The sequence below is a fragment of the Micromonospora sp. NPDC005291 genome, assembly GCF_040607415.1.
Lineage (GTDB): Bacteria > Actinomycetota > Actinomycetes > Mycobacteriales > Micromonosporaceae > Micromonospora.
The window spans coordinates 47,402-60,017 of sequence record NZ_JBEXGR010000011.1; the positions used below are offsets into that span (position 1 = coordinate 47,402).

Here is a 12,616-nt window from a genome sequence, read left to right on the forward strand (position 1 = left end):
GTCAGATCCCCCGGTCCCGGCGCTCGCTGCGAGCCTGCATCCAGATGAAGACCACGGCCACCACGATGATGATCAGCGTCAGCACCGTGGAGATCGCGGAACCGTAGCCGACCTGGAGCTTCTTGAAGAACGTGTAATAAGCGAAGTAGGACGGCACGTTGGTGGCGTTCTCCGGGCCGCCCCGGGTCAGGGCGAAGATCGGCCCGAACACCTTCAGCGCGGCGATGGTGCAGGTCAGGGCCACCACGAAGGTCTCCGGCCGAATCTGCGGGAGGGTGATCGCCCGGAACCGGTGGAGCCAGTTCGCGCCGTCGACCTCGGCCGCCTCGTACAACTCGGGGTCGACCCGCTGCAGCGCCGCCATGAAGACGACCACCGGGTAGCCGATCTGCACCCAGATCATCACCGCCATCACGGCCGGCAGTGCGGTGTCCGGGTCGCCGAGCCAGTCGTGGCGTAGCGCGCCGAGGCCGACCGCGTCGAGCAGGCTGTTGAACGCACCGTCGGGGCGCAGGATCCAGCCCCAGACGATGCCGGCCACCACGACGGGCAGCACCTGCGGGAGATAGAAGGCGGCCCGCAGCGCGGCGGCGGTGCGGGGCTTGAACCGGCGGCCGATGACGTCGAAGAGCACCGCGGCGAGCACCAGCCCGAGCAGGGTGGGCACCACCACCATCGCGACGAGCATCGCGACGGTGTTGCGGAACGACGCCCAGAACACGTCGTCGTGCAGCAGTTGCTGGTAGTTGTCCAGGCCAACCCAGGTGGGGTCGCCGATGCCGGACCACTTGGTCAGTGACAGGTAGAGGGTGCCGATCAGCGGTGCGCCGATGACCAGGATGAAGAGCACTGCCCCGGGGAGCAGGTAGAGCCAGTACGCCGCGTTGCGGCCGCGACGTCTGCGGCTCGGCACGGGCGGGGTGGGGGTCGCGGCCGGCGATGTGGCGGCGACGGTCTCGGAGACTGCCATGGAAGATCCTTCCCGGCGGGGCGGGCGGGCGCGCCGCTCGTGCCGGTCGCGCCCGCCGCTCGCCGTGTCACTTGCCGGTGATCTCCTTGACGCCATCGGCGTACGGCTTGGCGATCGAGTCGAGAACCTGGTCGGGCGACTTGGAGCCGTTGATCAGGCCCTGGAAGCCGGAGACCAGCACGTCGTAGTAGCCGGGGACCGGCCAGTCCGGGTAGAAGGCGAGCCCGTCCTGCTTGCTGACCGTGTTGAAGTCCTCGATCAGCTTGCGGTCCTTGGCGTCGCTGATCTTCGCCGGGTCAGCGGCGACCGGGACACCACCGTTGTTGCCGATCAGGTCCTGGATCTCCGGACGCAGGGTGATGTCGATGAAGTCGTACGACAGGCTCTTGGCCTTGCTGTTCTCCGGAACCACCCAGAGGTTGCCGGAGGAGCCGGCCTGCAGGGTGTTGCCGGGGAAGAGGAAGGTGTCCCAGTTGGCCTTCATCTCGGTCTTGAAGCGGCCGTACCACCAGCTGCCCGAGACGATCATCGGAACCTTGCCGCCGATGAACGCGGTGCCCATGTCCTCGGCCTTGAGGCTGGCCGAGTCCTTGGCGACGTAGCCCTTCTTCACCCACTCGGCGAAGGTGTCCGCGCCGTACTTCAGTGGGTCGGCCTTGAAGTCCACCGGGTTCTTGTAGAGCTGGTAGTTGTCGACGAACTGCCGGTCCGCCTTGGCCAGGGCCAGCTGGTAGAAGAGCTGACCGGCCGGGTACTCGGCGCCGGCCATGCCCAGCGGGGTGACGCCCTTGCCGACGAAGGTGTCCATCGCGGCGGTCATCTCGGCCAGGGTGGTCGGGACCTGGACGCCGTTCTGCTGGAAGACGTCCTTGTTGTAGTAGACCGTGACGTACTCGCCGTAGTTCGGCACGCCGAACCATTTGCCCGAGCCCATCACGCCCTTGTCGCTGTAGCGGGCGGTGGTCTGCAGGCTGGGGCTGAGCTTGCCGGCCCAGCCGCGCTTGTCGGCCTCGGCACTCAGGTCGGCGAGCAGGCCCTGGGAGGAGAGCAGGCCCGCGGTCGCGTTGCCCTTGTTGTACTCCATGATGTCCGGGCCCTCGGACGAGTTGATGATCATGCCGGCGTTCTGCTGGATCTGCTCGAACGCCTTGCGCTCGAAGCGCACCTCGACGCCCGGGTGCTCGGTCTTGAAGATCTCGATGGCCCGGTTCCAGGCGACCCCCATGGCACTGTTTTCGCTCTCGTAGTGCCAGAGCTTGAGGGTCTTGGCCCCGCTGTCGTCCCCGCTGTCACCACCGCCGCAGGCGGCCATGGTGGTCGTCGCGGTCGCCGCCAGGGCGATCGCGGCGACGAGCCGACGGAATCGCTGCATTAGAATCCTCCTCGTTGAGTATCTAGCCGGTACTTCACTGGGCCCGTCGTCGCGTTGCCGCGCGGCGGCGGGCCGTTTTCGCTGGTCAGCCCCCGTCGGTCGACGGTGGGTCGGCGGTGGCCACTGCCGGCCGCCGGGGCACGGCGGTTGATCCCCGGATCTCCAGCGCGCACGGCAGCAGTTGCTGGTGGCGGTGGTCGCCGGGGCCGTCCAGATGGCGCAGCAGCGCCTCGATCGCGATCCGGCCGAGGGCCGAGCCGGGCGACGTCATCGCGGTCAGCGCCGGGGTGGCCAGCTCGGCGACCTGCGGCGAGGTGACCATCGAGACGACGGAGACGTCGTCAGGCACCGACAGCCCGCGGCCGGTCAGCTCGCCGAGAATGCCGAAGATCGCGGTCTCGTTCATGGCCAGCACGGCCGTCAGCTCCGGGGCCTGCGCGAAGGCGGCGGCCAGGGCGGCACGCCCGCCTGCGGCGCTGTCCTCGGCCGCGATCATCACCGGGTCCAGGCCGTGCCCGGTCATCGCCGCGACGAAGGCGTCACGGGTACGCAGCGCGGGCCCGTAGCCACTGGCCAGCGTGGCGGCCGAGTGGTTGACGTAGACGATCCGCCGATGCCCGAGGCCGACCAGGTGCGCGACGGCCTCCCGTACGGTCTGGTCGAAGTCGATGTCGACGTAGGAGAGTGTGCTGGTGTCGCCGGTGCGGCCGATCAGCACCAGCGGCACGCCGGTCTCCTGGAGCACGGTGACCCGTTCGTCGGCCAACTGGACCTCCATCAGCACGACGCCGTCGAGCATCCGCTGGCTGGCCAGCCGACGCAGGTCGTCGAGGTCACCGCCGCCGACCGGCGAGAGCACCAGGTGATAGCCGGCCGCGCTGGCCGCGGCGGCGGCACCGGTGACGAAGGCGGTCTCGGTGGCGCCGAGGCCCCGCTCGTCCATCGGCATCAGCAGGCCGAGGATCCGGCTGCGCCGGCTGGCCAGGCCGCGGGCCATCGCGTTGGGCTGGTAGTCGAGCTCGGCCATCGCGGCGAGCACCTTGTCCCGGGTGGCCTGGGAGATCGGCCGGGTGCCGGTGAGCACGTACGAGACGGTGCTGACCGAGACGTGCGCGAGGCGGGCGACGTCGTGCATGGTGGCCACCGCCTACCTCCTCAGGCCAGCCGTGGGATCGCTCCCGTTTATGATCGTCGAAACGCTTCGACGAAGCGGTTCGACAGACGCTAGGCCACCTGTTACGGCGCCGTCAATAGCCGATGTCGAAAAGAAGTCGGTGCCCTGCGTGGACGTGAAGGCGCCTGCCGCGCGTCGCCTCCCGCGTGCCCTCGGGCGGGACGACGGCATGGTCGCGCTCGATCCCGGAAAGAGTCCCCTCGTGGTCGCGCGGAGACCACAACATCCAGGATCAAGCGCGATCTTGAGGGGCGGGGGAGGGGGCGGGGCGAGAGCGGGGGCGGAGTGCGGCGTGGCTGCGCAGGGTCTGGCGCGTCAGTGCAGGTCGAACAGGGTGGCGGCGCTGCCCCAGCAGACCGCGCGCAGCCAGTCGTCGCCCAGGTCCAGCCGGGCCAACCCGGTCAACTGGTCGGCGTACGGGTAGGGGATGTTCGGGAAGTCGCTGCCGAGCAGCACCTTGCCGGCCAACCCCAGCTCGCGCAGCCGGGGCAGTTCGTCGGCAGGGAACGGGACGAACTGGTCGAAAAATGGCGTGAACGCCATCGTGGTGTCCAGCCGGACCCGCTCGTACGCCTCGGCGAGGTCCAGGAACGCCCGATAGTCCGGGGCCCCGAGGTGCGCCACCACGGCGGGCAGCCGGGGATGGCGGGCGAGTAGGGCGGCGAACTGCTCCGGCCCGGTGTGCGACGTCCCCACGGGTGCGTGGCCGGCGTGCACCACCACCGGCACACCCGCGTCGGACAGCATCCCCCACACCTGGTCCAGCGCCGGATCCGTCGGCGGGAAGCCACCGACCTGCACGTGCACCTTGAACAGCCGGGCTCCGCCGGCCAGCGCCGCCTCGACGTAGGCGGGCGCGCCCGGCTCGGGGAAGAAGGTGGCCGAGGGCAGGCAGCCCGGGGTGCTCCGGGCGAACTCCAACGTCCAACGGTTCAGGTCCGCCGCCATGCCCGGTCGGTGGGGGTACGCCAGTGCGCTGAACGCCCGTACGCCCAGCCGGTGCAGGTACGCGACCCGCTCGGCATCGCTCCACCGGTACCGGATCGGCCACTCGGTGCCGACCAGTGGCCCGGCAGCGTCGAAGTACGCCCATACCCGGCGGAGCAGGCGCGGCGGCAGGAAGTGCACGTGCACGTCGGCCAGCCCGGGTAGCCCCAGCGCGCGCCAGAACTCCGGCACCCGCGCGTCGGCGGCCGGCGGTGGCTCCGGCGCCGCCTCGGTCATATGTCGATGTCGAACCGGCTCAGCACCGAGGGCGCGATCAGGCCGACGGTGGCGAGCGCTGAGACGACGGTCAGCGCGATGCGCATCCCGACCACCTCGGCCTTGCTGCCGACGCGCAGGGCGATGCTGTTCGGTAGGCCGACCATCATCCACATGCGTCGTTTGATCGGGATCGGCCAGAGGATCGGCACGCCGGCTCGGGTGATCATGTCGCCGATGATGTGCACGAAGCAGCCCACCCCCACGGCGGTGCCGATGAGGGGATAGCCGCGCCCGCCCGGGAGGTTGACGAAGGTGAACCACGCCGCCCCGGCCGACGCGAGGGTCACGATCACCCAGCCGGCGCGCTCCGCCCATTTGTCGAACAGCCCGCGCAGGGCGAGGCCGAACATGAAGAACAGGATCGTGATCACCGCCCACTTGCCGTAGGCGGCGCAGAGCGCGGTGGTGCCCCAGCCGACCAGCACGGTGAACGGAAGCGTGTGGGTCAGCGTCCGGTGCCCGTTGTTGCGGCGCGGGTCCTTGCTGAGTTTCGTGGCGTAGTAGACCCCGAGTGAGATCTTCTCCATCACCTCGGCGGCGAAGAGCGAGAAGACCCCGAAGGTGCGGGCCACGGTGGCCCCACCCTGGTTGCGGGTCACCTTGCCCGACATGTCGAGGTCGGGAAAGAGTGCGCCACCGGCGCACACCGCGGTGCCCACCGCCAACGCGAGCGGTGACTGGTGGTAGTCGGCGAACTGGTCCAGTGCCCAGGACCCGGCCAGCCACACCGCCGCGCCGGATAGCGCGTGCGACGGTCCCATCATCTCGGCTCACCCTCCCCAGGGATCTTGAGCGCCCAAAGCTACGCCACTGTAGTCAGCGTCGGCGCCGCAGGGGCATCACCCAAAGAGTCCACATCGGACGGTCTTAGAGGGCGGGGGTGAAGCTCTGCCGGATCATCGGCAAGTATGCCGCGTTGACCTGCCAGTCGAACTCTTTTGTCAGCCACGAGACGGTGTAGGACCGCTCGGCCGACGTGTTGGTCAGCAACCGGAAGCTGTGTACCTGCTCGCCGGCGGCGTTCTCCCAGCTGCACTCCCAGACCGCGCCACCCTCGAAGATGTCCATCGCGGAGATTTCCACCCTGCGGTAGCCCGGAAGCAACGCGTCACCGGTGGTGAGTCGCGCCTCCTCGGCCTTCCAGTACGCCACCGGGTCGGCTCGCTCCGGCCCCGCCTCGACGCTCAGCACCCGGGCCCCGTCGAGCTCCCGGAAGCAGGTCACCGCGCCCTCGGTCCAGCGTGCCCAGGCCACCGGCGCGGCGATCCGAAAACCGGTCGGGTCGTCGTGCCAGGTCCAGCCGGCACGCAACCGGTACCGTGCGTCGGCCGGCGGCGACACCGACGCCACCGGCGTGGCCGCTGCTGGCGGAGGCGTCGCGCAGGCGAACGCGGCCGGCCGGGCGGTCAGCGCACCGCCACCGGAGCCGGACGGTGGTGTCCGCTCGTCGTGGCGGTCGACCAGCGCGAGCGTGATGCCTCCGGCGACGAGCAGGGCGGTGGCCGCGCCGCCCAGGGCGATCAGGCGTCGACGCCGACCGGGGCGGCTCGCCGGCTGCACGCTCGGCGGCTCCGGATCGACCGGCGGGGCCTCCGGCCGGGACGCCACGGAACGGCCCGCGCCAAGTACCGCCGCCACCGTCGAGGACCGCTCCGGCCCTGCGGGCTGGCTGTGGTCCGCCGCGGCACTGCTCAGCAGCGGCTCCGCCTCGGCGGCGGTCAACCGTCGCCAGGGGTCGCGCTGCAACAGGCCGGTGAGGACGGGACGCAGCGGCCCTGCGCGGCGCATGGGGTCCGGTGGTTCGGTGGCCAGCGCGCTGAGCGTCGCCATCGCGCTCGACCGGGCGTACGGCGACTTCCCCTCGACCGTCGCATAGAGCGTCGCGCCCAGCGACCACATGTCGGTACGCGGATCCGACACTCCTTCGCGGGCCCGCTCAGGGGCGACGAACTGCGGTGAGCCGAGCACCGTGCCCGGCCCGGTCATCGCACCTTCGCCCCCGTCGAAGGTGGCCAACCCGAAGTCGGTGAGCACCACCCGCCCGTCGTCGGCCACCAGCACGTTGTGCGGCTTGACATCGCGGTGCAGCACCCCGGCGATGTGCGCTGCCCGCAACGCGGCGAGCACGGCCAGCCCGATCCGGGCAGTGCGCTGCGGGCTCAGCGGCCCCTCCGCGCTGATGATCTGCTGCACCGAGCGGGACCGCACGTACTCCATCACGATCCACGGGCTTTCCCGGTCGTGCACCACGTCGTAGATGCGGACCACGTTGGGGTGGTTGAGCCGGGCGGCGGTGCGTGCCTCGCGCAATGTCCGCAGCCGCAACTCCGCGCGTTCGGCCTCGGCCAGCCAGGACGGCGGGACGACCTCCTTCACCGCGACGTCGCGGTGAAGCATCTCGTCGCGAGCAAGCCACACCCGGCCCATTCCGCCGGTGCCGACCAGGTCGAGCAGCCGGTACCGACCCGCGATCAGCAACTGCTGCACGGTCGCTCCCCCTCGGTCACCCCGAGTTACACGATAGCCACCGATGCCGGCTTTCTCATCCGCTGAGCGGTCTCGATCCACGCCAGACGGGGTCCGGATCATGACAAACGGTGCAGGTCAGCGGGGTGGTCGGAAACTGTTTCGCACCGTCGTCCAGTCCGCGCCGGCGCGGGTCCAGTCCTCGTCGTCGGTGATCCAGCCCAGGGTCCAGCGGTTGGCCCCGACCGTCTGTTGTCGAGCGTGCAGCCAAACCCCGTACGGCGCCTGCCAGCGACACTCCCACTCCGCTCCGCCGTCGCTCGCGGCGAGTCGGATCTCGTCGTACCCCGGCAGTGCCCCGATCCCGGCCGCCGCGTCGCGGACCGCCCGGAGCCGGGCCAGGGGATCGGCGGCGCCGCCCTCGGCGACGCTGAAGGCCCGGCCGGTCGCCGGGTCCTGGAAGCACGCCACCGCGCCGTCGCGGAAGGTGTGCCAGGTCGCCGGTACGGAGACCCGGAAGCCGGTGGTGCCCGCATGCCAGACCCAGCCGGGCGGCGGCCGGAATCGTTCGCCCGGGGTCGCTACGCCGGCCAGCACCGGCGCACCGGAGATAGTGGGGCGGACACACGCGAACGGGGGCGGGGGGACGTTCCCGCCACCCGGCGGTGGGCCGGGCCGGTCCGGGCCGGCGTCTGACCGCCCGTTCGGACCGTCGTCGGACGGACGGCTCGGCGGCAGCGCGGTGGGTTGGCCGGCGCTGTCGCCTGGCTCGTGACCGACGACGGCCAACGCGGTGCCCACGCCGACGGCGGCGGCCACCAGCAGCGCTACGGCGATCAGGGCCACCCGGCGTGCGGTACGCCGCCCGCCCGCGTGGCCGGGCCCTGGAGCCGAGGCGGTGGAGGCCACGGCTTCCGGGGCCGGATTGGCGGGATCGGGCAGCGGGATGGTGGGGTCCTGGTCGTCCAGCCCGTCAGCCACGGCGGGCCGCTCACCCGGATCCGCCACCAGGCCTGGCCGCTCGGGAACCCGGGGCTGGTCAGGCATCGGCGGTGGGTCGACGCGGCCGGCCACCGCCGCGAGCAACCGGCGCGCGGCGTCGTGGTCGAGGCGGTCGCGCGGGTCGCGACGCAGCAGGCCGGCGAGTACCGGCGCGAGCGGCCCGGCGTGCGGGGCCGGGTCCGGCGGCCCGGCGGCCAGTGCGCTCAGGGTGGCCATCGCGGTGCTGCGGGCGTACGGGGAGCGGCCCTCCACAGCGGCGTGCAGGGTCGCCCCGAGCGACCAGAGGTCGGCGGCCACCGTGGACACCCCCTCGGCGGCCCGTTCCGGGGCGACGTACTGCGGGGAGCCGAGGACCATGCCGGGGCGGGTCATCACGCCGTCGCCGCCGTCGAAGGTGGCCAGCCCGAAGTCGGCGAGCATCACCCGCCCGTCGTGCGCCACGAGCACGTTCTGCGGCTTGATGTCGCGGTGCAGCACCCCGGCCGTGTGCGCGGCGTGCAGGGCGTCGAGCACGGCCAGCCCGATCCGGGCCGCGCGGGCCGGCTCCAGTGGCCCCTCGGCGTCCAGCACGTCCTGCAGAGTGCGGGACGGGACGTACTCCATCACGATCCACGGGCTGCCCTCGACCGGGATGACGTCGTAGAGCCGGACCACGGCGGGATGGTTGAGCCGGGCCGCGGCACGCGCCTCCCGCAGGGTGCGCGAGCGCAGCTCGGCCCGCTCGTGATCGGCCAGCCAACTCGGCGGCACGATCTCCTTGACCGCGACCTCACGGTGCAGCATCTCGTCGCGGGCACGCCACACCCGACCCATGCCCCCACGACCCACCAGGTCGAGCAGCCGGTACCGACCAGCGATCAGCACCTGCGCACGCTCCTCCTCAGCCGCTGTCCGGGCTACACCCTAACCAGCGGATCGGAAGTCACCTATCGGTCGTCCGACTCAGCTCAGCAGGCGGCGTGGTCGGCGCGGGCGAGCAGATTGCCCTCCGGAATGGCGATCCGGGTACGTCCGCCGGCCAGTCGGGCGGCGGCCCGCCGGGCCTGTAGCGGGCCGTGCTCCCGGCGGGCAGCGGTGTAGGTGGCTGCGGTGCGGGCCGCGATGGTGGCCCACCCGTACCGCTCGCCGACCATTCTTCGGGCCCGGCTGGCCACCCGCCGGGCGAAGACCTCATCGCCGAGTAGTTGACCGACCGCGCCGGCGAGCGCGTCGGGGTCGCTGTGCGGAAAGGTCACCCCGGTCACGCCGGGCTCGACGATTTCCGCGAGACCGCCGGTGCGGGCCACCGCGAGGGGTGCTCCGGCGGCGGCCGCCTCCAGCGCCACCATGCCGAACGGCTCGTAGAGGCTGGGCACCACGGTCGCGTCGGTCGCGCCGAGCATCGCCGGCAACTGGGTGGCGTCGAGGAAGCCGGTGAACCGGACGGTCGAGCTGAGCGCCAGCCGCCGGGCCTCCGCCTCCAACTCGGCGCGGTACGGGCCGTCGCCGGCGATCACCACGCGCAGCCCCGGGTGCCGTTCGCGCAGGCGGGGCACCGCGTGCACCAGGTGTTGGACGCCCTTCTCGTAGACCAGCCGTCCGGCGTACCCCACCAACGGGCCGTCCCCGGCGAACCGTGCTCGGGCCGACGCGACCGCCCGCGGCCGGGCCCGCCAGGCGCGGCCGTCGACCCCGTTGGGCACCACGTCGACCTGCCCGGCCGGCACGTCGAACAGCGTGGTCACCTGCTCGCGCATGTACCCCGAACAGGTGATCACCCGAATGGATGAGCCACTGAGCCAGTGCTCGACGCCGTGGATGGTGCGGTTCATCTCCTCGGGCAGCCAGCCCTGGTGCCGGCCTGCCTCGGTGGCGTGCATGGTGGTGACCAGGGGCAGGTCCAGGTGGTCGGCCAGGGTGATGGCGGTGTGGGCGACGAGCCAGTCGTGGGCGTGGATGACGTCGTAGGTGCCGGCTTCGGTGGCGCGCAGCGCGGTGCGGGTGAGGGTGTGGTTGAAGGCCATGGTCCAGGCGAGCAGGGATCCGGTGGCGAGGGGGAAGGTGACGGGGTCCTCGGGGGCGCGCAGGATGCGGACGCCGTCGGCGTACTCCTCCAGGGGTGCGCCGTCGGTGTGGCGGGTGATGACGGTGACGTCGTGGCCGGCGGCGACGAGGGCGACGGAGAGGGCGTGGACGTGTCGGCCGAGGCCGCCGACGAGCACCGGCGGGTACTCCCAGGAGAGCATCAGCACCCGCAGCTGCCGGGCGGGGTGGATGTCGATCACGTGGGCATCGGGTGACATGCGGCCCCCTTTGAATTGTCCCCGGGCGCGCGCCGACCGACACCGGAATCGATGTCGCCGTCGCGCCTGGGTCGGGGCCAATCCTGCCGGGATCGAGATAACCAGCGGCGACACCACCGTTGCGGTCGTGTAAAGCGCTACTGGCCCTTTCGACGCACCCGCAGCAGCTCGGCCACCGACCACGCCTGGAACGGGCAGCCGGTTGCGGTGTGCGGCGCGAGGCCGTCGGCCGTCTCGCTCACCGAGCCTAACCCATATTCGGTCAGATGGGACTCAATGCCAACGAACGCATCATCGACTGACATCTTTCCCCGCCGACAGGCGTCCACGTACGGGCCGAGCAGCCACGGCCAGACCGTGCCCTGGTGGTAGCCGCCGTCCCGGTCGGCCGGGCCACCCCGGTGCCGACCCACGAACTCCGGCGAATCCACCGCGAGGCTGCGCGGCCCGAGCGGGGTCAGCAGCCCGGCCGCGACCCGGCGCAACGTCGGCTCATCCGGTTCCAGCGGTGCGAACGGCAGCGACCAGGCCAGCAGTTGGTTGGGGCGCAGCGCGTCGTCGTCGTGCAGGGCCGCCCCACCCAGCGGGTACGCCGGCGCGGGCGCGTCCAGCACGTCGTGCAGCCAGCCCGTCGGCGCCGGGAAACGCCCCCGGAACGAGGCGGTGGCCTGCCCGTGCCGTCGCCACAGCTCGTCCGCGTCCTGCCCGGCCAGCTCGGTCAGCTCCGCGAGCCCGGCCAACCCGTTGATCCACAACGCGTTGACCTCGACCGGCTTGCCGGTACGCGGGGTGACCGGCACCCCGTACACCCGGGCGTCCATCCAGGTCAGCGCGGTGCCCGGGGCGCCCTGGGCGAGCAGCCCGTCGGCCGGGTCGACGCCGATGCCGTAGCGGGTGCCGGCCACATGGGCGTCGATGACCGTGCGCAGCGCGGGCAGCAACTCGTCGCCGAGATCGGTGTCGCCGGTGACGGTGACGTGTCGGCTCACCGCGTGCAGGAACCACAGCGTGCCGTCGACGGTGTTGTACTCCACCCGACCGGTGTCGGCCGTGTTGGCGAGCATCCCCTCGGACAGCGTCGCCGCGTACGCCCGCAGCAGCTCCCGGCCCTCGTCGGCCCGACCCGTACAGAGGAACAACCCCTCGTACGAGATCATCGTGTCGCGCGACCAGGCCCCGAACCACGGGTAGCCGGCCACCACGTCCACGGCCGCTTGGTTGGTGCGCACCACGAACGCGTCGGCGGCCAGCACCAGGCTGGCTTCGGTGTCGTCGGCTGGCTTCGCCGTCGCCACCACCTGCCGGTTGCGTCGCCGGGCCGTCGCCACGATCTCCTCCGCCGACATCGGCTCCAGGTCGAGCGGCGCGGTCCAGGCCCGCACCGACACCGTGTCACCGGGGCGTTCCAGCTCGCCGACGAAGCGTCCCGCGTACCAGAGGTCCTCGTCGGGGTGCAGACCCCGGTTGGCCTCCTCCCGGTGGTGTACGCCCAGCCACCACTGCCCCTCGGGCGTCCAGCCCGGCCCGGCCAGCCGGTACGCGCCCTCGACCACCGCGCCGTCGGCGACCGGCTCGACCTGCGGCGTCGGGCCGTCGGACCGCCGTTCGCCGTGTGCGTCGCGCCAGGTGCAGGCGGCGGAGAGCTCCAGCCGGACGGGCCCGCCGGCGACCAGCCGGTGCACCACCGCCACGCAGGAGCGGCCGGGCAGCATGGCCAACTCCCGCTCGATCACCACCGCGCCGATCCGCCACCGCCACCGGGGCAGCCCGTCGACCAGGTCGAAGCGCTCCAGCAGCTCGAAGCCGCGCGGGTCCACGTCGCCGGAGGACCACTCGTGCGCGCCGAGCCGCACCCGCGCGCCGGACGGCAGGGTGACCGCCGGGTCGAGACTGACCAGTCCCACGCGGCGCGACGCCGGGGTTTCACCAGGCACCACCAGCAGACCGTGGTAGCGACGTGTCCGCAGCCCGGCGACGGTGCCCATCGCGTACCCGCCGAGGCCGTCGGGCACCAGCCATTCCCGGCTGGAGGCGCTCGTCAGATCGCCGCAGACCTGCGGGCCGAAGTGAATGTCGATCAACTT

General features: G+C 71.9%; 9 protein-coding genes. All 9 read right to left on the reverse strand.

What is annotated here, in order from left to right; translation table 11 throughout:
- Position 1: 1 nt before the first annotated feature.
- Entirely contained in the window at positions 2-970 is a 969-nt protein-coding gene (locus ABZT18_RS16820; RefSeq protein ID WP_355251663.1) for a sugar ABC transporter permease, read from the reverse strand.
- 67 nt (positions 971-1,037) lie between these two features.
- Positions 1,038-2,342 (reverse strand): extracellular solute-binding protein, encoded by a 1,305-nt coding sequence (locus ABZT18_RS16825; RefSeq protein WP_355251666.1) that lies wholly within the window; start codon positions 2,340-2,342, stop codon positions 1,038-1,040.
- Positions 2,343-2,427: 85 nt separating this feature from the next.
- Entirely contained in the window at positions 2,428-3,477 is a 1,050-nt protein-coding gene (locus ABZT18_RS16830; protein ID WP_354992519.1) for a LacI family DNA-binding transcriptional regulator, read from the reverse strand.
- 354 nt (positions 3,478-3,831) lie between these two features.
- On the reverse strand, positions 3,832-4,740 hold the full coding sequence (locus ABZT18_RS16835; protein ID WP_355251669.1) for an amidohydrolase family protein: 909 nt from the start codon (positions 4,738-4,740) through the stop codon (positions 3,832-3,834).
- The gene (locus ABZT18_RS16840; RefSeq protein WP_355251672.1) at positions 4,737-5,546 is read right to left on the reverse strand and encodes a metal-dependent hydrolase; all 810 of its coding nucleotides are present in this window, start codon (positions 5,544-5,546) and stop codon (positions 4,737-4,739) included. Before ABZT18_RS16840 ends, ABZT18_RS16835 begins: the two co-directional genes overlap by 4 nt.
- Before the next feature lie 103 nt (positions 5,547-5,649).
- Positions 5,650-7,269 carry a serine/threonine-protein kinase gene (locus tag ABZT18_RS16845; protein WP_355251675.1) on the reverse strand — a complete coding sequence of 540 codons (1,620 nt, stop codon included), beginning with the start codon at positions 7,267-7,269 and terminating at the stop codon, positions 5,650-5,652.
- Between the two features lie 117 nt (positions 7,270-7,386).
- Positions 7,387-9,114, reverse strand: a complete 1,728-nt coding sequence (locus ABZT18_RS16850) for a protein kinase (protein ID WP_355251678.1) — start codon at positions 9,112-9,114, stop codon at positions 7,387-7,389.
- Positions 9,115-9,197: 83 nt separating this feature from the next.
- A complete protein-coding gene (locus ABZT18_RS16855) occupies positions 9,198-10,532 on the reverse strand; it encodes a glycosyltransferase family 4 protein (protein WP_355251681.1) in 1,335 nt (444 codons plus the stop codon).
- A 137-nt stretch (positions 10,533-10,669) separates the two neighbouring features.
- Positions 10,670-12,613: an amylo-alpha-1,6-glucosidase gene (locus tag ABZT18_RS16860; protein ID WP_355251684.1), complete on the reverse strand. Its 1,944-nt coding sequence runs from the start codon at positions 12,611-12,613 to the stop codon at positions 10,670-10,672.
- Between the last annotated feature and the right edge of the window lie 3 nt (positions 12,614-12,616).

Excerpts from the sequence above, each read along its gene's own strand:
- ABZT18_RS16820 (WP_355251663.1), bottom strand. The coding sequence starts at position 970 with ATGGCAGTCTCCGAGACCGTCGCCGCCACATCGCCGGCCGCGACCCCC.
- ABZT18_RS16825 (WP_355251666.1), bottom strand. The coding sequence starts at position 2,342 with ATGCAGCGATTCCGTCGGCTCGTCGCCGCGATCGCCCTGGCGGCGACC.
- ABZT18_RS16830 (WP_354992519.1), bottom strand. The coding sequence starts at position 3,477 with ATGCACGACGTCGCCCGCCTCGCGCACGTCTCGGTCAGCACCGTCTCG.
- ABZT18_RS16835 (WP_355251669.1), bottom strand. The coding sequence starts at position 4,740 with ATGACCGAGGCGGCGCCGGAGCCACCGCCGGCCGCCGACGCGCGGGTG.
- ABZT18_RS16840 (WP_355251672.1), bottom strand. The coding sequence starts at position 5,546 with ATGATGGGACCGTCGCACGCGCTATCCGGCGCGGCGGTGTGGCTGGCC.
- ABZT18_RS16855 (WP_355251681.1), bottom strand. The coding sequence starts at position 10,532 with ATGTCACCCGATGCCCACGTGATCGACATCCACCCCGCCCGGCAGCTG.